Source organism: Gordonia sp. UCD-TK1, from assembly GCF_001691435.1.
In the GTDB taxonomy this organism is placed as follows: domain Bacteria; phylum Actinomycetota; class Actinomycetes; order Mycobacteriales; family Mycobacteriaceae; genus Gordonia; species Gordonia hongkongensis.
On sequence record NZ_LZMP01000090.1, the window covers coordinates 60,888 to 82,038 of the forward strand.

Annotated in this window: 22 protein-coding genes; 11 read left to right on the plus strand and 11 right to left on the minus strand. The window is 68.7% G+C overall.

Annotated features, from left to right (window positions below; all coding sequences use genetic code 11):
• The first annotated feature begins 26 nt into the window (after positions 1 to 26).
• Positions 27 to 506 carry a Sec-independent protein translocase protein TatB gene (gene tatB / locus A9310_RS24490; protein WP_058252709.1) on the plus strand — a complete coding sequence of 160 codons (480 nt, stop codon included), beginning with the start codon at positions 27 to 29 and terminating at the stop codon, positions 504 to 506.
• A 4-nt stretch (positions 507 to 510) separates the two neighbouring features.
• Here tatB and A9310_RS24495 read toward each other — a convergent pair whose 3' ends face one another.
• The 4 genes from A9310_RS24495 to A9310_RS24510 all read right to left on the minus strand — a co-directional run bounded on the left by A9310_RS24495 (position 511) and on the right by A9310_RS24510 (position 4,939).
• Positions 511 to 1,656 carry an Mrp/NBP35 family ATP-binding protein gene (locus A9310_RS24495; RefSeq protein ID WP_055475030.1) on the minus strand — a complete coding sequence of 382 codons (1,146 nt, stop codon included), beginning with the start codon at positions 1,654 to 1,656 and terminating at the stop codon, positions 511 to 513.
• A gap of 58 nt (positions 1,657 to 1,714) precedes the next feature.
• A complete protein-coding gene (locus A9310_RS24500) occupies positions 1,715 to 2,839 on the minus strand; it encodes a lytic transglycosylase domain-containing protein (protein ID WP_065632803.1) in 1,125 nt (374 codons plus the stop codon).
• A gap of 241 nt (positions 2,840 to 3,080) precedes the next feature.
• Positions 3,081 to 3,596 (minus strand): DUF1003 domain-containing protein, encoded by a 516-nt coding sequence (locus A9310_RS24505; protein WP_055475028.1) that lies wholly within the window; start codon positions 3,594 to 3,596, stop codon positions 3,081 to 3,083.
• Complete coding sequence (locus tag A9310_RS24510) at positions 3,593 to 4,939, minus strand: CBS domain-containing protein (RefSeq protein WP_065632804.1); 1,347 nt, start codon at positions 4,937 to 4,939, stop codon at positions 3,593 to 3,595. Before A9310_RS24510 ends, A9310_RS24505 begins: the two co-directional genes overlap by 4 nt.
• A 135-nt stretch (positions 4,940 to 5,074) precedes the next feature.
• Here A9310_RS24510 and A9310_RS24515 point away from each other — a divergent pair, with 135 nt between their 5' ends.
• The 5 genes from A9310_RS24515 (at position 5,075) to A9310_RS24535 (ending at position 10,427) form a co-directional block, all read left to right on the plus strand.
• A complete protein-coding gene (locus tag A9310_RS24515) occupies positions 5,075 to 5,563 on the plus strand; it encodes a general stress protein (RefSeq protein WP_055475026.1) in 489 nt (162 codons plus the stop codon).
• A gap of 220 nt (positions 5,564 to 5,783) precedes the next feature.
• Positions 5,784 to 7,196 (plus strand): extracellular solute-binding protein, encoded by a 1,413-nt coding sequence (locus tag A9310_RS24520; RefSeq protein ID WP_175401212.1) that lies wholly within the window; start codon positions 5,784 to 5,786, stop codon positions 7,194 to 7,196.
• A complete protein-coding gene (locus tag A9310_RS24525; RefSeq protein WP_083207519.1) occupies positions 7,193 to 8,413 on the plus strand; it encodes a sugar ABC transporter permease in 1,221 nt (406 codons plus the stop codon). The genes A9310_RS24520 and A9310_RS24525 overlap by 4 nt, the downstream gene beginning before the upstream one ends.
• A gap of 4 nt (positions 8,414 to 8,417) precedes the next feature.
• Complete coding sequence (locus tag A9310_RS24530; protein WP_055475025.1) at positions 8,418 to 9,248, plus strand: carbohydrate ABC transporter permease; 831 nt, start codon at positions 8,418 to 8,420, stop codon at positions 9,246 to 9,248.
• A gap of 3 nt (positions 9,249 to 9,251) precedes the next feature.
• Positions 9,252 to 10,427: an ABC transporter ATP-binding protein gene (locus tag A9310_RS24535; protein ID WP_065632805.1), complete on the plus strand. Its 1,176-nt coding sequence runs from the start codon at positions 9,252 to 9,254 to the stop codon at positions 10,425 to 10,427.
• Between the two features lie 28 nt (positions 10,428 to 10,455).
• On the opposite strand, the gene A9310_RS24540 is transcribed toward A9310_RS24535, so the two are convergent.
• The gene (locus A9310_RS24540; protein WP_065632806.1) at positions 10,456 to 11,313 is read right to left on the minus strand and encodes a chromosome partitioning protein ParB; all 858 of its coding nucleotides are present in this window, start codon (positions 11,311 to 11,313) and stop codon (positions 10,456 to 10,458) included.
• Positions 11,303 to 11,992 (minus strand): metallophosphoesterase, encoded by a 690-nt coding sequence (locus A9310_RS24545; protein ID WP_065632807.1) that lies wholly within the window; start codon positions 11,990 to 11,992, stop codon positions 11,303 to 11,305. Before A9310_RS24545 ends, A9310_RS24540 begins: the two co-directional genes overlap by 11 nt.
• Positions 11,993 to 12,050: 58 nt before the next feature.
• On the opposite strand from A9310_RS24545, the gene A9310_RS24550 reads away from it, so the two are divergent.
• From A9310_RS24550 to A9310_RS24560, 3 genes are all read left to right on the plus strand, one after another.
• Positions 12,051 to 12,644 carry a suppressor of fused domain protein gene (locus A9310_RS24550; RefSeq protein ID WP_065632808.1) on the plus strand — a complete coding sequence of 198 codons (594 nt, stop codon included), beginning with the start codon at positions 12,051 to 12,053 and terminating at the stop codon, positions 12,642 to 12,644.
• Positions 12,645 to 12,803: 159 nt separating this feature from the next.
• Positions 12,804 to 13,520 (plus strand): HemK2/MTQ2 family protein methyltransferase, encoded by a 717-nt coding sequence (locus A9310_RS24555; protein ID WP_065632861.1) that lies wholly within the window; start codon positions 12,804 to 12,806, stop codon positions 13,518 to 13,520.
• Entirely contained in the window at positions 13,517 to 13,720 is a 204-nt protein-coding gene (locus A9310_RS24560; RefSeq protein WP_058252716.1) for a CDGSH iron-sulfur domain-containing protein, read from the plus strand. Before A9310_RS24555 ends, A9310_RS24560 begins: the two co-directional genes overlap by 4 nt.
• 39 nt (positions 13,721 to 13,759) lie before the next feature.
• Here the strand turns inward: A9310_RS24560 and A9310_RS24565 are convergent, their stop codons facing one another.
• From A9310_RS24565 to A9310_RS24575, 3 genes are all read right to left on the minus strand, one after another.
• On the minus strand, positions 13,760 to 14,797 hold the full coding sequence (locus tag A9310_RS24565) for an iron-containing redox enzyme family protein (protein ID WP_065632809.1): 1,038 nt from the start codon (positions 14,795 to 14,797) through the stop codon (positions 13,760 to 13,762).
• A 140-nt stretch (positions 14,798 to 14,937) separates the two neighbouring features.
• The gene (locus A9310_RS24570; protein WP_065632810.1) at positions 14,938 to 15,597 is read right to left on the minus strand and encodes an endonuclease; all 660 of its coding nucleotides are present in this window, start codon (positions 15,595 to 15,597) and stop codon (positions 14,938 to 14,940) included.
• 46 nt (positions 15,598 to 15,643) lie between these two features.
• Positions 15,644 to 16,729, minus strand: coding sequence for a magnesium and cobalt transport protein CorA (locus A9310_RS24575; protein ID WP_058252770.1), 1,086 nt, complete (start codon positions 16,727 to 16,729; stop codon positions 15,644 to 15,646).
• Positions 16,730 to 16,771: 42 nt separating this feature from the next.
• Between A9310_RS24575 and A9310_RS24580 the strand changes: the two genes are divergently transcribed.
• Entirely contained in the window at positions 16,772 to 17,392 is a 621-nt protein-coding gene (locus A9310_RS24580; protein WP_065632811.1) for a MarC family protein, read from the plus strand.
• A 58-nt stretch (positions 17,393 to 17,450) separates the two neighbouring features.
• The gene (locus tag A9310_RS24585) at positions 17,451 to 18,401 is read left to right on the plus strand and encodes a glycine betaine ABC transporter substrate-binding protein (protein ID WP_065632812.1); all 951 of its coding nucleotides are present in this window, start codon (positions 17,451 to 17,453) and stop codon (positions 18,399 to 18,401) included.
• 221 nt (positions 18,402 to 18,622) lie between these two features.
• Here A9310_RS24585 and A9310_RS24590 read toward each other — a convergent pair whose 3' ends face one another.
• Together A9310_RS24590 and A9310_RS24595 are read right to left on the minus strand one after the other, a co-directional pair.
• Positions 18,623 to 19,453, minus strand: coding sequence for an SDR family oxidoreductase (locus tag A9310_RS24590; protein WP_065632813.1), 831 nt, complete (start codon positions 19,451 to 19,453; stop codon positions 18,623 to 18,625).
• Positions 19,454 to 19,479: 26 nt separating this feature from the next.
• Positions 19,480 to 21,042: an NAD(P)/FAD-dependent oxidoreductase gene (locus tag A9310_RS24595; RefSeq protein ID WP_065632814.1), complete on the minus strand. Its 1,563-nt coding sequence runs from the start codon at positions 21,040 to 21,042 to the stop codon at positions 19,480 to 19,482.
• Between the last annotated feature and the right edge of the window lie 109 nt (positions 21,043 to 21,151).

Genomic DNA, 21,151 nt, shown 5'->3' on the forward strand with positions numbered 1-21,151 from the left:
CCACCGCACAGGTCAGGACGAGGCACATGTTCAGCAGCATCGGATGGGGCGAGATAGCGATCCTGGTGGTCGCGGCACTCGTCATCCTCGGCCCCGAACGTCTCCCCGGTGCCGTCTCCTGGACGATGCAGTCGGCCAAGAAGGTCCGTGATTACGCGACCGGTGCGAGCAATCAGCTGAAGGACGAGCTGGGTCCCGAATTCGACGACCTGCGCAAGCCGCTCGCCGACCTCAACGAACTGCGGGGTATGACGCCGCGGTCGATCGTCACGAAACACCTTCTCGACGGCGATGATTCACTGTTCCGGCTGAACGAGAGCGCCACCACGGTCGACCGGAAGACCACCCCGGCGGCGCCGGAGATCAAGCCCGTGTCGGCGCCCCTGTCGTTCGAGAAGCAGGAGAGCGGGAATCAGGACTCCGCCGGCCCGGCGGGATCCGCGGCGTCGGACCGCCGGTCGCGGTCGGGGTCGCGTCCCGCCGCGGCCGACTGGGACGCGACCTGACCGGTCAGGAATTCCGGATGGTGTCGAGTCCCAGACTCATACCCGCCAGGCCGCGCTTACGCGCCGCGAGCTTGCCCGCGATGGCGCGCAGGGCGGAACCGGACGCCGATTCGGGTGCCGACAGCACCACCGGGACACCGGCGTCGCCGCCTTCGCGTAAGGCCGTCTCGAGCGGTACCTGACCCAGCAGGTCGACCTGGGCGCCCACCGCGCGCGTGAGGCGTTGCGCCACCTGCTCGCCGCCGCCGGACCCGAACGGTTCCATGCGGCTGCCGTCGGGCAGTTCCAGCCACGACATGTTCTCGACGACGCCGAGGATCTTCTGCCGCGTCTGCAGCGCGATGGCCCCGGCGCGCTCGGCGACCTCGGCCGCGGCCTGCTGGGGTGTCGTCACCACCAGGATCTCCGCGCCCGGGATGAGCTGCGCGATCGAGATCGCGACGTCACCGGTGCCCGGCGGCAGGTCGAGGAGCAAGACGTCGAGATCGCCCCAGTAGACGTCCGCGAGGAACTGCTGCAGGGCTCGGTGCAGCATGGGACCGCGCCAGGTCACCGGCGTGTTGCCGTCGGTGAACTGTCCGATCGAGATGAAGCGGACGCCGTGGTTGCTCGGCGGCATGATCATGCGTTCGACCTGCGTGGGTTTGGCGTCGCTCCCGAGCATGCGGGGGACCGAGTGGCCGTAGATGTCGGCGTCGAGAACGCCGACGGTGAGCCCGCGTTCGGCGAGCGCCGTGGCGAGGTTGACGGTCACGCTCGACTTGCCGACGCCGCCCTTACCCGACGCGACGGCGTAGACGCGGGTCAGTGAGCCGGGCTGGGCGAACGGGATGACCGGCTCGGCCTTGTCCCCGCGGAGCTTCTTGCGCAGCTCGGTGCGCTGCTCGTCGTCCATGACGTCGAGTTCGACGCGGATCGCGCCGACGCCCGGGACGTCGGCGACGGCCGTTTCCACGCGCTGCGAGATCTCGGTGCGCATCGGGCACCCCGATGTCGTGAGGTACACCCCGACGTCGACGCTCGCGTCGTCGTTGATCGTGACCGACTTGACCATCCCGATGTCGGTGATGGGCTTGCCGATCTCGGGATCCTTGACCTTGCCCAGAGCGGCGCGAACTGCCGATTCCGTGGGCGCGACTCCTGTTGTCATCTGGCCCAGACTACCGGCGGCGCCGACGGTTCCGGGCGCAGGTCCTCCGGTGGCGCCGTCAGCGGACGGGAACCGGGGTGCTCGCCCCTCCCGGCTTGTTCGGGCCGGCGTTCCCCGCCGGTGCCTGTTGTACCGCCGGGGCCTCCCTCTTGGTGGGCGGGGGAGCGGGCTGGCCCGGGAACAGCGGCGGGATCGACGGCAGGCAGACGATGATGCACGGCGGCGGCGGAGGGCTCGGCCGGCGCTTGGTGGAGGAGGACGACGACGAGGACGACCCGGACTCCGGCCGGCTGGGCTTTTTGGACGAGCTCGAGCTGCTCGACGGCTTGCGCTTCATCTCCGGGATGGGGTCGGTCGGCATCACGCCCGTCGCGTAGGCCCCGGCCCAGCCGAGGACGTTGGCGACATACTCCATCGAGCGGTTGTACCGCAGCACCGCCGACACGCGAGTGCGCTCGTTCATGATGTCGGTGACGCCGGCGCAGAGGTACCGGCCGGCCGAGTACGTGGCGTCGAAGATGTTGTTGGGGTCGGGTTTCCCGTCGCCGTTGGCGTCGGAGCCCCACGCTGCCCACGTGCTCGGGATGAACTGCATCGGGCCCATCGCCCGGTCGTGTCCGGCGTCGCCGTCGATGCGTCCGCCGTCGGTGTCCTTGATGACCGCGTTGCCGGCCAGCGAGCCGTCGAGGACCGGCCCGGCGATCGGGTTGATCGTCGTGCCGTACTGATCGACCGAGCCGTTGCTCGCATGATTGGACTCGATGCGTCCGATGCCGGCCAGCAGGAACCACGGCAGCTTGCAGGCCGCGCTCTCGGCGGCGACGCGATTGGCGGCCAGCTTGTAGGCCTGGAGTACGACGCCCGGGATCCCCAGTGGGCCCGAGGGGAGGTCGCTCGCGAGCCGGAACTGCGGCGCCGGCAGCGCGGTCGCGGGCTTCTCCGGCGGCGGCGCGAAGCCGAGGAGTGTGCCCGGCGAACCCGCGACGAGTTCGGCCACCATCACGGGGGCATCGGGCTCGACGACGGCCGACGCGACGTTGCCGCCGGAGGCGCTCGACGTCGCGGTCCCCAGGACCAGCGCACCGACCAGACCGCCGCCGACGACCAGCGTCGCGGCGCGTCGTGGGAACGAGGACGGACGGCGCGGACCACGGCGACGGCGGACGAGGTCGAGGGGCCTCACCGGAGGCCTCCTGCACATCGTGCGGCCCCGGGCCGCTGCCCGGTCCTGTTCACTCCGTTGTCAACACACACTTCTGCCCCCGAGAACGCGGCGATGCCCACCCGCGGCCCAGGTCCAGAGCCGCTCTCATGGATGTGTCGGAGGATCTCGTCGCGTCGTGACAGACGCCGAAATCCGGTCCGAACTGTGACCCACCATACATATGGGTCTGACGTCCCAGACACGAACCCGGCTTTTGGTGTCAGTGATCCTTGGAACCGCGGCGGCCGGATTCGTCGCCGGCGGGGGCGCCAAGCCGTTCGGTGAGTTCGTCGAGCAGGTCGTCGAGTTCTTTGCGCAGGTAGTCGCGCGTGACGGTGTCGCCCACCGCGAGACGGACCGCGGCGAGCTCCCGGGCCAGGAACTCGGTGTCGGCCTTCGTCTGGGCGGACCGCATCCGGTCCTCTTCCAGCGACACCCGGTCGCGGTTCTCCTGCCGGTTCTGGGCCAGCAGGATCAGCGGCGCCGCGTACGCCGCCTGCGTGGAGAACGCGAGGTTCAGCAGGATGAACGGGTACGGGTCCCACTGGATCGACACCGCGACCAGGTTCAGCACGATCCACACGATGACGATGACCGTCTGGATCGCCAGATATCGTCCGGTGCCCAGGAACCGGGCGATCCGCTCGCTGTACATCCCGACGACGTCGGAGTCGAGATTGAACGAGATCGTGCGGCGGGTGCTGGGGGTGTCGAGCTTGCGTCCCGGTTCGCTCATCGGATCCGCACCTGGGGGCCGCCCGATGCCGGTTCCGGGCCGCCCCCGACGCCGTACCCGTCGGCCTCGACGACGTCCTCGGGTTCGGTCTCACGCCAGTCGCGCGGCAGGATCTCGTCGAGCAGATCGTCGACGCTCACCGCGCCGAGCAGGTGGCCGGCCTCGTCCACGACGGGGCCGCAGACCAGGTTGTAGGTCGCGAAATATCTCGTCATCGTCTCCAGGGAGTCCTCGGGATGGAGTTGGGCGAGGTCGGTGTCCAGGATGCCGCCGACCAGGTGCGCGGGCGGTTCCCGGAGCAGGGCCTGCAGATGCACGCATCCGAGATACTTGCCGGTCGGCGTCGAGGTGGGCGGGCGGACGACGAACACCAGACTCGCCGCGGCCGGCGTCAGGTCGGGGTTGCGGACCCGGGCGAGGGCCTCGGCGATGGTGGTCGATGCGGTGACCACGATCGGCTCCGAGGTCATCACGCCGCCCGCGGTGTCGGGGGAGTGCAGCAGGAGTCGGCGGAGGGGCTCGGACTCCACGGGGTCCATCTCCTCGAGGAAGGCCTCGGCCTCGGTGTCGGGCAGTTCGCCGAGGAGGTCGGCGGCGTCGTCGGGGTCCATCGCCTCGAGGATGTCGACGGCGCGGTCGCGTCCGAGCGCGGCCAGCACCTCTTTCTGGTCGTCGGGCGGCAACTCCTGCAGCACGTCGGCGAGCCGTTCGTCGTCGAGGGCCGCTGCGATCTCGTCGCGACGTTTCGCGGGCAGTTCGCGCAGGGCGTTGGCCACGTCGGCCGGGCGCATGCCCTCGAACTGCAGAAGGGCCTGTGCGACTCCTTGTCCGGGCAGGTTCAGCGAGCTCTGGGTGATGCCCTGCACGCTGGACCACTCCACGACCTGTGTCTCGTGGCGCCGGCGCAGGCCGCGACGTCCCGCCCGGATCGCGACGCGAGAGACGACCCAATCGCGGGTCCGGGTCTTCTCGATCCCGAGGTCGATCACCGTCACGTCGGCGTCGGCGAGCTCGGGGAGATCCGGATCGACGACCCGGACGTGGGTGTCGAGGACCTGTCCGATGGCGAGTGCCTCGCCGGGGCGCAGGTGGAGTCGGCGGAGGCTCACGGTGCCGGTGTTGAGGGCCACGGCCTGGGGCTCGATCGCGGTCACCCGCAGCATCGGCACGAAAATCCTACGCCGAGTGGTCAATTCGACCGCGAGGCCGAGGACGCGCGGTTGCTGCCCGGACATGCGGATCGAGATCACCACGTCGCGGACGCGTCCGATGGACTCGCCGTCGGGACCAAGGACGGCCAACCCGACTAATCTGGCCACGAACACCTTGCTCACCGACGACATGGGAGTAAGGGTAGTGCCATCGGTGCAGCGGAGGCCGACGGCAGACACGAACGCCCACCGGTGGGAGACCAGTCCCACTGTCGGGTCTCACCGCGACGTTCAGCACTGGAGTCTGACAACAGGGAAGGCCCCGATATGACCAATCCCATGCGCCCGAGCCGCGAGACGCCGGGACTCCCCACCCCGCCCAAGGGCTGGCCGATCGGTTCGTACGGAACCTACGCCGAGGCCCAGCGCGCGGTGGACTTCCTCTCCGACGAGAACTTCACCGTCCAGGACGTCACCATCGTGGGCGTCGATCTGATGCAGGTCGAGCGGGTCATCGGCCGGCTGACGTGGGGCAAGGTGATCGGCGGCGGGTTGGTCTCGGGTGCCTGGCTCGGCTTCTTCTTCGGATGTCTGGTGGCGCTCGTCTTCGCCGGCTCGCCCATTGCGCCCATCCTGGTGGGCATCGTCGGCGGCATGGTCTTCGGTGTGATCTCCGCGACCATTCCGTACGCGGCGACCCGGGGCCAGCGGGATTTCGCGTCGACCATGCAGCTGGTCGCCGGCCGCTATGACGTGCTGTGCGACCCGAAAAGCGCAGAGAAGGCGCGCGACATGCTCGCCCGTCTCACCTTCTGACGTCGCCTCCCGCAGTCGGACACGGAGCGATCACAATCGCCCGCGGAATGGCACGCCCATGCCGAATGTGTTGCATGTCACGAATCCTCACGTATAGCGTTGCTCTTCGGACGCTCACGGCGGAGCACCGCTGCGGCGCCGCGTACGACATCGAGGAGGCTGCGTGCGGAGCAGGGTCAGCACGGACGGATCCATCAGCACCGACGGATCTACCAGGCGCGTGAGACGAAAGGTCCTCGCCGCGGCGGTGGCAGCGGTGGCCATGCTGCCCGTGCTGTCCGCATGTGGCTCGGGATATGAAGCGGGCGTACTCAATTTCTATCCGCCGGCCGACGGCGCGGACACCTTCGCCGAGATCGGCGACAAGTGCTCGGCCGATTCCGGTGGTGCGTACAAGGTCGTGACCACCCCGTTGCCCAAGGGCGCCGACGATCAGCGCTTGCAGCTCGCACGGCGCCTCGCGGGCAACGACAGCGGGCTGGACCTGATGGGCATGGACGTGGTGTGGACGGCCGAATTCGCCGACGCGGGTTGGATGGTGCCGGTCCCCGACGCCATGGCCGCCGAGGTGTCGGCACGCACCCTGGGTGGTCCGCTCGACACCGCGGTCTGGAAGACCGACGACGACGAGCGGGAACGGCTCTACGCCATCCCGTTCTCCACGAACACCCAATTGCTCTGGTACCGACCGGATGTGCTCGTCGAGGACGTCGACCGCCGGCGCCCGGCGTCGACGTGGAACGGCATGCTCGAGGACGCGCTCGTCAGCGGTCGCAACGGCGGGCCGACCTACATCATGGTGCAGGGCAGGCAGTACGAAGGCCTGATGGTGTGGTTCAACTCGGTACTCGCCAGCGCCGGTGGGCAGATCGTCGACCCGGATAACCCCGACCAGGTCACCCTCAACGACACCCCCGAACACCGCGCCGCGACGGTCCGCGCACTGGAGACGCTGAAGCGGGTCGCCACCGCCCCCGGTGCCGATCCGTCGCTGACCAACTCCGACGAGGGCGCCGCGCGGCTCGGCATGGAGAGCGGTGAGGCCCTGTACCAGGTGAACTGGCCGTTCGTCTTCGCCGGGATGCGCGAGAACGCCGTGGCGGGCAGCGTCGCCTTCCTCGACCTCACCGAATACGCGAACCTGTACGCGGACACCGCGAATCCGCCGACCCCGGCGCAGGTGGTCCCGCTCAACCGCGAGATGCGGCGGGTCTTCGACTTCGCGCCCTATCCGGGCTTCGAGGGACTTCCCACCAAGACGACCCTGGGCGGCATCAACATCGCCGTCGCGAGCACCTCGCAACAGCAGGACCTCGCCTACCAGGCCGCCGAGTGCATCACCAGTGAGGCATCGCAGAAGGCGTTCTCGTTCAGTGCGGGTCCGCCGCCGGTCATCGAGTCCATCTACGACGACGCCGATTTCCGCCTCGCGTACCCGATGGCCGACGAGATCAAGCGGCAGCTCGAACCCGAGCACGCTGCTCTGCGGCCGAAATCGCCCGACTATCAAGCAATCTCGACGCTGCTGCAGGCCAAGTTGAGCCCGGTCGGCGCCTGGGAGCCGGAGGCCCTGGTCGACGAGCTCGCCGAAGCGGTCCAGAAGGCCATCGACGGGGAAGGGCTGGTCCCGTGAGCGACAACGACACTCCGCGCAACGACGCCGAGAACGCGGGCGGCAACCCCGACGACGTGGGGTTCCGTGCCGGGCGACACGCCCTCCCGGATGATGCGCCACCGCAAACCGGTCCGATCCCGATCGTCGGTGACACACCTCCGGTGCAGTCCGATCAGGTGTGGACCGCTCCGCCGGGAGGTCGGCACGAGGTGACCGCGGCGTCGTCGCACACCGACCGGCCCACCCCGGATCCCGCGCCCGCCTCGCTGTCGAAGCCGGCGACCGGGACGGGCGGGGGTACCGCGGTGATCGATCGGCCCCGGGCCGACACGCCGCCGGCCGCCCCGCGCAAGCGCAGCGAGGGCAAAACCGCCGAGCGCCGGCTGGCCTTCTGGCTCGTGGCGCCGGCCGCACTGATGATGCTCTTGGTCACCGGATACCCGATCGTGTACGCGGTCTGGCTCTCGCTGAACAAGATGAGCCTCTCGGCGCCGGGGGAACGCGAGTTCGTCTGGTTCGCCAACTACGCCACCGTCCTCACCGACAACTACTGGTGGACGGCTTTTGCCGTCACGGTCGGCATCACGGTCGTCTCGGTACTCATCGAACTCGTGCTGGGCATGGCGATCGCGCTCGTCATGCACCGGACGATCTTCGGGCGGGGCACCATCCGCACCGTCGTCCTGATCCCGTACGGGATCGTGACCGTGGCGGCGGCGTTCTCCTGGTACTACGCGTGGACGCCGGGCACCGGATATCTCGCCAACCTGCTACCCGACGGCTCCGCACCGCTCACCGAGCAATGGCCGTCGCTGGCGATCATCGTCCTCGCCGAGGTCTGGAAGACGACGCCGTTCATGGCCCTGCTCCTGCTGGCCGGCCTCGCGCTCGTCCCGGACGATCTGCTCAAGGCGGCCCAGGTCGACGGTGCCGGGGCGTGGACGAGATTGTGGCGCATCATCCTTCCGCTGATGAAGCCGGCGATCCTGGTGGCGCTGCTGTTCCGCACACTCGACGCGTTCCGCGTGTTCGACAACATCTACGTCCTCACCAGCGGGTCCAACAACACCTATTCGGTGTCGATGCTGGGTTACGACAATCTGTTCGGCGCCTTCAATCTCGGCGTCGGCTCGGCGATCTCGATCCTGATCTTCATCTGTGTCGCGATCATCGCGTTCGTGTTCATCAAGGGGTTCGGCACCGCCGCACCGGGTTCCGACGACGAGGGGAGGTAAGCCGTTGAATGCGAGCGGAAAGTCCAAGGCCTGGTGGTCGATCGCCAACATCCTGGTGATCCTGTATGCACTCATCCCGCTGCTGTGGATCATCAGCCTGTCCTTCAAGCCGGCGAGCAGCGTGACCGACGGGAAGTTCTGGCCGAGTGAGTTCACCCTCGACAACTACAAGAGCATCTTCGAGACCAGCGCCTTCACCTCGGCGCTGATCAACTCGATCGGCGTGGGTCTGATCACCACGGTGATCGCGGTGCTGCTGGGGACGATGGCGGCCTATGCGGTGGCCCGCCTGGACTTCCCGGGAAAGAAGCTCCTGATCGGTGCCGCGCTGCTGATCGCGATGTTCCCCCAGATCTCGCTGGTGACACCGCTGTTCAACATCGAGCGGGCCATCGGGTTGTTCGACACCTGGCCCGGCCTGATCCTGCCCTACATCACCTTCGCGCTGCCGCTGGCGATCTACACCTTGTCCGCATTCTTCCGCGAGATCCCATGGGAGCTGGAGAAGGCCGCCAAGATGGACGGCGCCACCCCGTGGCAGGCCTTCCGCAAGGTCATCGCACCGCTCGCCGCCCCGGGCGTCGTGACGGCGGCGATCCTGGTGTTCATCTTCGCCTGGAACGACCTGCTCCTGGCCCTGTCGCTGACGTCGACCGAACGGGCGATCACCGCGCCGGTGGCGATCGCGAACTTCACCGGCAGTTCGCAGTTCGAGGAACCGACCGGGTCGATCTCGGCCGCCGCGGTGGTCATCACCATCCCCATCATCATCTTCGTGCTCTTCTTCCAACGTCGAATCGTGGCCGGCCTGACCTCCGGCGCCGTGAAGGGATAACCCATGGCAGACATCGTTCTGGACAACGTCTCCAAGCAGTATCCCGACGGCTCGACCGCCGTACACGGGGTCGACATCGAGATCGCCGACGGCGAGTTCGTGATCCTGGTGGGCCCGTCGGGATGCGGGAAGTCGACGACGCTCAACATGATCGCCGGACTCGAGGACATCTCCGGCGGCGAGCTGCGGATCGGCGGGGAGCGGGTCAACGAGCGCGCACCCAAGGACCGCGACATCGCGATGGTGTTCCAGAGTTACGCGCTCTACCCGCACATGTCGGTGCGCGAGAACATCGCCTTCCCACTGACTCTCGCGAAGATGCCGAAGGATCAGGTGGCCGCGAAGGTCGACGAGGCCGCGCGCATCCTCGACCTCGGGCAGTACCTCGACCGCAAGCCGGCCAATCTCTCCGGCGGCCAGCGGCAGCGCGTGGCGATGGGCCGGGCGATCGTGCGCTCGCCGAAGGCGTTCCTGATGGACGAGCCGCTGTCGAACCTCGATGCGAAGCTGCGCGTGCAGATGCGTACGGAGATCTCACAGCTGCAGCAGCGCCTGGGGACCACCACGGTCTACGTGACCCACGACCAGACCGAGGCGATGACCCTCGGTGACCGGGTCGTCGTGCTGCGCAACGGGTATGTGCAGCAGATCGGTACGCCGCAGGAGCTGTACAACAATCCGACCAACGTGTTCGTGGCCGGTTTCATCGGCTCCCCGGCGATGAACTTCCTATCCGGTCGCCTCGGCAGCGAGGGCATCGAGACCGCGATCGGCACGATCGTGCTCGACGACCACCGTGCGGTGGTCTCCCGCGCCGGCGACGTCGGCAGTGGCGGCGATGTGCTCATCGGCATCCGGCCCGAGCACCTCGAAGACGCTTCGCTCGTCGACTCGACGACCCGTGGGCACGGCGGGACCTTCACCGCGAACATCGACGTGCTCGAGTCGATGGGGTCCGACATCTACGCCTACTTCGGCGTCGGGTCGAGCCGGGCGTCGAGCGACGCCCTCGCGGAGTTGTCCGCCGATTCCGGAACCGATCTCGGCGGCAACCAGTTCATCGCGCGACTGTCCCCGGACTCGAAGGTGAGCCGCGGCGGTTCGGCGGAGCTGTTCTACGACGCGTCGAAGATCGCGGTGTTCGACCAGAGCTCGGGGCAGTCCCYGCGCGTCCGCTAGTGTCCCGCCTGTTCCTGCAGGCGTCGGCTCAGCGCCGGCGCCTGCGGGAGTGGTCGAGTAGTTCGTCGAAGACGTGTTCGTCCCAGATGTGCCTGCGCACAAGCCGATACCGTTCGCAGGCCACCCACATGTACAGCTCGGCGTCGCTGTCGAGGTCGGGCCGGATGCCCGCCCGGCGCGCCATCCGCACGACCGGCAGGAACTCCTCACCGAACCAGCGCCGGGCGGTCTCGGTGCGGTTGAGGAACTCGCCGATCTCCTGGCTCAGGCGAAAGCCCCACGCCTCGACGTTCTCGGCGAGTYCGGCGTAGTCGAACGGGAAGCTGAGTCGGATGGCCTCGGCCTGGGAGCCCTCGAGCGGCACGCGCGACAGGAAGATCCGACGATGGTCCTTGAGGACCAGGTCGGAGGTCGCGGTGATGCCCTCGGGGGAGATGCGCGTGTGGATCAGGGTGACGTAGGCGTCGATCGTGACCCAGTTCCGCGCGATCGCGATGGACACGCGGTGATGGCCGTCGATGACGAAGTGCATCGATCCGATCCGGTACAGCTGTACCGGAGGGACGGATTCGCCGCGGCGTTGCGCGGCCGCCAGCCGCTGCCAGCGCTCCCGGCCGCGCGACGAGGTGGGCCGGAAATAGCGGTCGAAATCCTTGGTGCGGTCGACACTTCCGACGATCGAGGACACCTCGACGACCTGCAGTCCGAGTGAGGTCTCCCCGGTCCGTCCGAGCGCGGCGACGACCTCGTCGAACGGGAGGATGGTGTTCACGTCGGCGGGCTGGCGCATGAACCACTGCGCGAGCCGCGCGCGTTCGGCCTGGCGTCGCATCCGGGCGAAATCGTTCTCCGCGTCGGCGTCGGGAAATCCGGTGTCACGCGCCATGTCTGCGCCTCACGATCTCGACCTCCCGGGTGGCGGGATCGAAGTCGAACTGGCAATAGCCGACGACGTTCATCGACGTCGTCGAGGAGCCGATGGGCAGGTCAGCCGGTCGTTCGCCGTACGGATGGACGTGGCCATGGACCAGCAGCGCCGGTTGCAGCGACCGGACCAGCGGGTGGAAGCAGTCGAAACCCCGGTGGGGCAGATCGTCGCGGTCGCCGACGCCGCGGGCCGGGCTGTGCGTGAGCAGGATGTCGGCGCCGCGGGGAGGTGACAGGGCGGCGGTGCATCGCAACCGGAGGGACCGCAACCGCTGTTGGGTGTCGGTGTACTGGTTGGTGCCGTTGTTGTAGCGGCGACTGCCGCCGAGGCCGCTGATACGGAGTCCGGCGACCGTCACGGTCCGGCCGTCGGCGTTGACCGCACCGCACGGTCCGGGGTCCTCGACGGGGAGTCCGGCGCGCGTCCAGCCGGTGCGGCCGCGGCGGTACCCGCGCAGGTCCCGGTCGTGATTGCCGGGCACGAACACGCACGGCGCGTCGCACAGCGACGACAGGATCTCGAGGTACTCGAACGGGAGGTCACCCGCACCGAGGATGAGGTCGGGCCGGGACTCGATCCCCACCCCGAAGGTGAGGGAGTCCACCACCTCGTCGGCGACCGCCAGAACCCGGACCATTTCTCCAGGCTAGAGGAGCCCCCCGGGCCCGTGCGCCGGAGTCGGTAGCCTGTCGGATGTGAGCGAAGCCGTGACTGAGGTCGTCGGACGATTTCTCGAAGACCGGCTGGGGGCGACCCCACAACGTGCGTCGGTGACGTTCCTCGGTGTCGAACCGATCGACGTCCTGCGGTTCGTGCCCGACGAAGCCGGCGATCGGGACGAGGTGGTCTACGTGACGTCGGGGTGCGCGCGGCACCCGATGTCCGATCCCACCGACCTGCACGCCGATCCGGTCCGCGGACCCCGTGCCGAACTCGTCGTGCGCGTGTCGTCGGGAACGCCGCTGCCGGGTCTGCACAAGCGCATGGCGACCCTCGCGGCCGCGCCGGCGGTCGAGGGCCTCGTCATCGCCGCCGATGCGCTGGTCGACCTCGGCGAACCCCTGTGGGACGGTTCGCCGTTCACCGCGGTCCTGCTCGAGGCGGACGAACTCGGGATGGTCGAGCTGCCCACGCCCATGGACCCGGTCAGCATGCTCCGGGCGGTGCCGATCACCGCCAACGAGGCCGCGTGGGTCCGACTGAAGGGTGCCGACGCACTCCGCGAGGCCTGGCGTGAGGCGGGTATCGATGTGCGGCGGCCGGATCGGGCCTCGGCAACCCCGGCCTGACCAGCCGCCGGATTCCCGGCGGACTCATCCGCGTCGAGGTTTCGGAACGTATGACAGAGGGAACATCTGACCAACTGAGTACGGTCCGTCTGAGAAGTGAGGGTGCATGGAGTCACGGGGAGCAGGGACCATCGGCACGACGGACGGGCGGTGCCCGGCGTGACCATCACCTCATCGTCGCTTCCCACAGCGACCGCAGCGCGACCCGAGCTCGATGTCTACCTGCCACAGCAGGACACCCAGTTGCTGATCGACACCCTTCGTTCCCGCGGCGTCTCGGGGGCCCGCGTGCTCGATCTCTGCACCGGCAGCGGGGCCATCGCGATAGCGGCCGCCCGGGCGGCCGCGTCGCACGTGACCGCGGTGGACGCATCGGCGGACGCGGTCGCCTATGCCCGGCGCGCGGCAGCCGACGCCGGCGTCCGGATCGAGGTGGCGCACGGTGATCTCCGGCGCCATCAGGGTCGCTACGACGTCGTCACCTGCAACCCCCCGTATGTTCCGACCCCGCCGGAGTCCGAGTCGGAACTGCATCCGGCCGGCCCGTCGCACGCCTGGGACGCCGGACTCGACGGCCGGGCCGTCCTCGACCCGCTGTGCGCACGCGTTCCCGAATTGCTGGTACCCGGCGGCGCTTTCGTGTTGGTCCACTCGGAATTCGCGGACGAGGAAGCCTCGCTGCGCGCCCTGCGCGCCGGGGGACTGACCGCAGAGGTGGTGGCCGAGCGGGTCATCCCGTTCGGTCCGGTCCTCACCGCACGCGCGGGCTGGATGGAAGAGTGCGGCATGCTCGAACGGAATCGTCGCATCGAGCGTCTCGTCGCGATTGTCGCCGTCGCCCCGGGTGGTCCCGCCCCGGCCGGAGCGTCGCGGTGAGCGGGGACAAGAAACCCAATGCGGTGCGGGTGATCCGAGGCGGACCCGTCCTGGTGTCCGGTCCCGTCGACATCGAACTCCCCGACGGCGCCCGGGTGCAGTCCGACCGGTTCATGGTCGCGGTGTGTGCGTGCGGTCGGAGCAAGAACTACCCCCTGTGCGACACCAGCCATCGCAAGAAGCGCCGCCGCGCGACCTGACGGCTCACGAGCGCCGCCCGAACGAGCGCCTTGCCCGGATCAGATACCCGGGAAGGCGCTCTTTCCGTCGTCCCACGCGGACAGCACATGCCGGTCGAGGGCGTCCTCGACGAACAGGAAGGCGCGGATCCCGAAGATCACATCGGCTTCGGTGTCCGGCTCGGTGCGGATGAGATCGCCGACGACATCGGTACGCAGGATCTGCTCGTGCACGGCATCGGCCTCGACGTGTTCGCGATAGAACCGCCGGCACGCCTCCGGTGCGTCGAGCTGCTCCAAACCGGCCAGCAGGCGCTGCGAACCGGGCGGCGAGGTGATCTCGGTGGCGGCCAGATGCCCGACCGCCGCGCCCCGGTAGCGCCGGTGTAGTCCGAACAGCGACATCAGATTGACCGGCGTGAGGGCGACGCCGGGCACGGTGTCGAGGTAGCCGAGGTAGTCGGCGCCGAGATCGGCGGCGCGGAGCAGATCGGCGAACAGCTCCTGATGCACGGCGTCGCCGCGCCCGCCGCCGAACTCGTCGAACTCGACGGCGACGTAGGCGGCCTTGGCGTGCCCGCGCAGACGTGGGATGGCGAAGGCGTGCGGGTCGGCCTCCTTGAGGTGGTACAGCGAGCGCAGGGCGAAGAGCTGCCGGTACTGCTCCCACGTCCCGGCGTCGCGGAGCCGGTAGGAGGCGCCGTCACCGTCGGGGTTCTCGATGCACAGTTCGTCCATCTCGTGCTCGGCGGAATCGTCGGCGGTCATCGCCGGTACGTCGCGATGCAGGGCGGCGAGGAATCGCTGCTCGAGGGTGGCCCGGACCGTGAGCAGGGCCGGACTCCATTCCCATCCGGCGTCGGCGTCGACGAACCCGACGTAGTGCATCTCGTAGCAGAGGTACAGCGCGAGCTGCAGATCGTCGCCGTAGGGGTCGGCGTCGACGACCCTCGGGTCGTCGGCCGGCAGGTCGAGGACCGATGCGGACGCAGGGTCACCGCGGAGGAGATCGATCACGAGGGCCGAGAGCGGTCCGCGCGCACCCGGCAACAGGGGGCGTCGGAAGGCCGTGTCGTGCGCCGTCGGATCGTCGACCATCGGGTCAGCTGACACCTGGGAGTCCTCCTGTCGGGTACGGGCGTCGGGCACCGCGGTGCGCGGCGGACGCCGGCTCTCCTGGGTAACCGGATCGGGGACGGCACAAACCATCACCGGCTGGTTGTGACCGTCGTCCCAGCCTAGGCCCGGTTGTCGGATCCGGCGATCTCCGCGCGCAACTGCTTGTCGAGCGAGACACGCACCAGCGCCGCTGCCAGCACCTCGGGCCGGCCGTCGGCGAGATCGGCGAGCCGTGCCGGGTCCTCGGGTAGTCCGAGGTCGCGGGCGGCGGCGAGCGCGCGTTTGTCGAAACGCGGCGCGACCCACTCCCACACCGACTGCACCTCACGCAGGAAGATATCGGCCCCGACCGGACCGATGCCGGTGAAATCCTGGAGCAGTTCTGCCGCCCGGGTGGGGTCGGAGTCGGCGTCGTCGGCGAGCCGACGGAGATCGCCGTGGTAGTCGTCGAGGACCTTCTGCGCCGCCTCGCCGAGGCGGGTGGCGGTGCTCTCGTCGTAGCGGACGTAGTGGCCGCGGCCGAGCGCGTCGACCAGCTTCTGCCAGTCGGCGCGGGCCATCTTCTCCGGGGTCCGGTAACCGGCGGTGAACAGTTCGCGCGCGGCGGCCACCGCGATGTCCGCGGAGATCCGCGTACTGAGGAGCAGGGCGAGCACCAACAGTTCGAAGAGCGGTGACGGCGTGTTCTTCAGCGTGATGCCGGCGTCCTGCGCGTAGGTGCGGCCGGCGCGGTCGATCAGTTGTCGCGCCGTGTCCTCGGCGTGGTCCGTGCGGGTCATCGAAGCCGGTTACCCACGCCGGTGCGTGGGCAATCCCAGCCGCGGGTCACAACCAGTGACTGCGCCGGAACACGACGAACAGCGTCGCGCAGAGGGCCACGAGACAGCCCAGCACGACGGGATAACCCCACTCCTGGTGCAGTTCGGGCATGTGGTCGAAGTTCATGCCGTAGATCCCGGCGACCATGGTCGGCACCGCGGCGATCGCGACCCATGCCGAGATCTTGCGCATGTCGGTCGACTGCTGGATGCCGACCTTCGCCGCCGCGGCCTGCAGGAGGGAGGTGAGCAGTTCGTCGTACTCGAGGACCCGGTCGATGACGGTGGTGAGATGGTCGGCGACGTCGCGGAACTGGCGTCGGATCTCCTTGGGCACCAGTGGATTACCGCTTGCCGTGAGACTCTGCAGCGGGGCCGCCAGCGGTGTCACCGCACGACGGAGTTCGAGCACCTCGCGCCGTAGGAGATAGACGGGATCGATGTCGAGTGCGTGACCCTGCCGACCGAACACGACCTCCTCGATCGCCGCGACATCGGCGTCCATCCGGTCGGTGACGGCGAGGTAGCTGTCGACGACCTTGTCGGCGACGGCGTGCAGCACCGCGGTCGGGCCGAGGGCCAGACGCTCGGGGTGCGTCTCCAGGCGACGGCGCAGTTCCGACAGTTCGGTGTGCTCGCCGTGGCGCACGGTCAGCACGAAGTCCGGCCCCGCGAAGACCATGATCTCGCCGGTCTCGACGACCTCACTCGCCTTGGCCATCGTCTCGTGCTCGATGTACTGCACGGTGCGCAGGACGAGGAACTGGGTGTCGTCGTAGACCTCGAGCTTCGGCCGCTGGTGCGCGTGTACCGCGTCTTCGACGACGAGTTCGTGAAGGCCGAACGTGGCGCCGACGTCGGCCATCTGAGCGTCGTCGGGGGCGTGGAGTCCGACCCAGACGAAGCCCTCGCCGGCGGCCCGCACCCGGGCGAGACCCTCGGTGTAGCTCACCCGTCCCGGTTGCCGGTGGCCGTCGACGTAGACCGCGCAATCGACGATCGCCCGCGCCACGGGGACGCGGATCTCGGGGAGCGGGCGGCGCTCGCGACGCGGTGACAACCCGCGCGGACCAGGCCGGGGGATCGAGGGCACGAGTGCCGATGCTACCCGGCGGGCCCCGTACACTCTCCGAACGTGTCCTTCGACGTCACGGTGTACACGACGACGTTGATCACGCTGCTCGTCATCATGGACCCGCCTGGCCAGATCCCGCTGTTCCTCAGCCTGGTCGGTCAACGCTCGCCGGAGTACCGGCGGCGCGCGGCCTGGCAGGCGCCGCTCGTCAGCCTCCTGGTGATCAGTGTGTTCGCCGTCGCCGGCAAAGCCATCCTGAACTATCTCCACATCGGGATCCCGGCGCTGCAGGGTGCCGGCGGTTTGCTGTTGCTGCTCGTGGCGCTGCAATTGCTCACCGGCCTCGGCAACGCCGGCAAGCCCACGGCCGCCGACGACGTCAACGTCGCGCTCGTCCCGCTCGGCACCCCGCTGCTCGCCGGCCCGGGTGCCATCGCCGCGGTCATCGTCGGTGTGAGCGGCGTCGACGCCGAATCGGGTGGTTATCTGGCCATCGCGGCAGCCATCGTCAGCGTTCACCTGGTGGTGATGCTGGTCCTGCGCTATTCGACGGCGCTGATCCGCCTCCTCGGCATCGGCGGCATCACGCTGCTCGCCAAGATCGCGGGCCTGCTCCTCGCCGCGATCGCCGTGCAGCTCATCGCCGACTCCGTCATGGGATTCATTGCCGAGGGAGCGTGAGCCGACCCGGGGACCCGCCTCGTTCGGACGTGGGACGTGCTGCGGATACGGTGGCGGGGTGACTGAACGTCGTGTCCGCAAACGTCTCATCACGGTGGCCGGTCTGATCGTCGTCCTGGCGGTGGTCATCGCCGGGTGCGCCGACGACTCGTCGTCTCCACCACGCGGGGTGGTGATCGGCTCGTCGGAGGATCCGGCGATGCGCGTGATGGCCGAGGTGTACGCGGGTGCGTTGCGCAATTCCGGATCGGTGGTGTCCGGTGACCAGCTCCGCGGCGACGCGCCGGCGCTGCTGGACGAGATGGACCGCGCTGCGCTCGATCTCTTCCCGGCTTTCACCGGGGAACTGCTGACGTTGTTGTCCCCGTCGTCTACCGCGATCGGCGCCGAGGACGTCTACAACGACCTGAACCGCTCACTCCCGCAGGGGGTTTCGGTCGGCGATGAGACGCCGGTATCGGCGGCGCCGCAGATCTTCGTGTCGACGGCCCTCGCCGGGGACGTCGGCGCCACCGGACTCGAGGACTGCGGCCGACTGCCGGCGGGCCTGCCGGTCGTGGCCGTCGCCGAACCCGATGACTCGACGATGCGTGCCTTCGCCGACGCCGGTTGTGCCTTCGGGCCGGTCGAGGTCGCCGCCACCGGAGAGGAGGTGCTCCGACGTGCCGCCGACGGCAGCGCGGTCGGACTGCTGACCCCCCTCGAGATCGCCGGCGAGGACGCCGACGGGGCGTCGTCGGAGGTCCAGGCGCTCCGCACATCACCGGGTGGCGGCGACACCGCGGACGGTGCCGCGGCTGCCGAACCTGCGGACGAGACGGGTCCGCGGGCGGAGGTGCTGGTCCCGGTGTTCCGTTCCGCGGCGCTGAACCGCGATCAGGTGAAGGCCATGAACAAGGTGGCGGGCGAGATCACGACCGCCGATCTCGCCACCATGGCGGCCGAGGTCGACGGCGGTGCGGACCCGCGTGAGGTCGCGCTGGCCTGGCTGGGCGAACACGGGCTGTAGGGAAGACACGACAACGCCGTGCTCATTCGGCCCGCTCGCTTCGCTCCCGGCGCCGTGCTCATTCGGCCCGCTCGCTTCGCTCCCGGCGCCGTGCTCATTCGGCCCGCTCGCTTCGCTCCCGGCGCCGTGCTCATTCGGCCCGCTCGCTTCGCTCCCGGCGCCGTGACACCGACACGCCCCGACCGCGTGTCGGTGTCACGACCCGTGTGTGACCCCGGCGCCTAGCGCGCCTTCGACAGCGCCCAGCCGGTGAGCTTCGCCGACACCCACTGGTACTTCGAGGCGACGAGGCGCACCGAGAGGTCCAGGATCTTGGCGTCGGTGCCGACCAGGATGCGTGCCTTGTTCTTTCGAACGCCCTCGATGATCACCTCGGCCGCATCCTCACTCGTCATCCGGGCAAGGTAGCGGTCGAAGAATTCGGCCGTGGCCTTCTGGTCATGGTCCCCGGACGTGGTGGCGTTGCGGGCGATCGCGGTCTTGATCCCGCCGGGATGCACGCACGACACCTCCACCGGGTGCTTGGCGATGATCATCTCCTGCCGCAGCGCCTCGGTGAATCCGCGCACCGCGAACTTGGCGGAGTTGTAGGCGGCCTGGCCCGGTTCGGCCAGCAAGCCGAACAACGACGACGTGTTCACGATGTGCCCGTCCCCGGAGGCGATCACGTGCGGCAGAAACGCCTTGGTGCCGTTGACGACTCCCCAGTAGTCGACGTCCATCACCCGTTCGATGTCCTTGAACTCGGTGCGCTCGATCTCACCGTGGTGGGCGATGCCGGCGTTGTTGAACACGACATTGACCACGCCGAAGTGCTCGGCGACGGTGTCGGCGTAGGTGAGTACCGCTTCGCGCTCGGCGACGTTCAGCAGCTGCGAATGCACCTCGGCGCCGGCCTCTGTCACCAGCTTCTCGGTGACGGCCAGGCCGTCGGGGGTGACGTCGGAGATGGCCAGCCGCGCACCGCGGCGCGCGAGCTTGACGGCGATGTCACGGCCCATTCCCGAACCGGCGCCGGTGATCACGACGACCTTGCCGCGAAAGTCCTTCATGTCTTGTCTCCTGTGGGTGGGTTCGGTCAGGCGTTGGCGGTGGCGGGCGACGCGATGTCGTCGCCGGTGGCGGAAGCGGCCGGCACCGCGGGTGCGGCGGGTCTCCGGGCACCGCGGGTCACATCGTAGGCGGCGACGTCGAAGGAACGGGTCGTCTGCCGGAACGCGAAGGTGAAGCCCGGCCACAGCGTGGTGATGTTGCCGTTGGCGTCCTTGTACCAGGAGGCACACCCGCCGTTCACCCACACGCTGTTGCGCAGCTTGTGCTGGATTCCGGCGTTGAACTCCTGCTGGGCGGAGAGCTTCACCTCGGTCCGGGTGATCCCCAGCGCGCGAGAGGTTTTCAGATAGTCGACGAGGTAGTTGAGCTGCGACTCGATCATGTACACCATCGAGGTGTGGCCCAGCCCGGTCGACGGGCCCACCATCAGCATCATGTTCGGGAAGCCGTGGACGAACGAGCCCTTGTAGCCCTGCATGCCGATCTCGTTCCACACCTGCGCGAGGCTGCGGCCGTCCTTGCCGATGATCTTCTCGAACACGGGGGAGTCGGTGACGTGGAATCCGGTGGCGACGACGATCACGTCCACCTCGCGGACGGTGCCGTCCTTCGACACGATCCCGGTCGGGGTGATGCGGTCGATGCCGTCGGTCACGAGATCGACGTTCGGACGGGCGAGGGCCGGGTACCAGTCATTGGACCGCAGGATGCGCTTGCAGCCCACCTGGAAGGTCGGGGTGGCCTTGCGCCGCAGCTCGGCGTCGCGACCGATGCCGCGCAGGATGTTGGCGCGGCAGAGCAACTCGACCGGCTTGAGGGCCTTGGGGGAGTAGGTCAGACCGAACGCGACGACCTCGTTGGCGGCGTAGATGCCACCGCGGACCGCGGACTGGTACCCGGGGACGTTCTTGTAGGCCCAGTGCTCGACGGAGCTGTAGGCGCGCTCGGTGCGGGGGACGATCCACGGTGCGGTCCGCTGGTACACGTCGAGGCGCCCGGCGACCTTCGCGACCTCGGGAACCAGCTGGATCGCCGACGCACCGGTCCCGATCACCGCGACGCGCTGCCCGCCGAAGTCGTGGTCGTTGTCCCAGCGCGCGGAGTGCACGATCTTGCCCTCGAAGGACTCGATGCCCTCGATGTCGGGGAGGTTGGGCTCGCAGAGCGGGCCGACACCGCCGACCAGGACTCGTGCCCGCACTTGATCGGTCTTGCCGTCCTGCAGGGTGTCGATGATCCAACGGCCCTCGTCCTCGTTCCATGCGGTCCGCGTCACCTCGGTGCCGAAGCGCGCCTTCGCGCCGATTCCGAACCGGTCGGCGACCCCGTTGATGTAGTCGTGGATCTCGGGCTGGTGAGAGTAGGACCGCGACCAGGTGGGGTTCTTCGCGAACGAGAAGGAGTAGAGCTGCGAGGGCACGTCGCACGCTGCGCCCGGGTAGGTGTTGTCGCGCCAGGTCCCGCCGAAGTCGCTACCGCGATCGAGGAGCACGAAGTCGTCGAAGCCGTTCTGCTTGAGACGGACCGCGGCGCCCAGACCCGAGAAGCCGGCACCGATGACGGCGATCTCTACATCGTTCGTTGTCATGGTGTCACCATAAGGTGGTACTGAACACGTGTCAATAGTTATTGAACAACACTCAATAGAGGGTAGGCTGGCGGCGTGCCCAGTAGACGAGGACGTGCGCGGTGTCGGT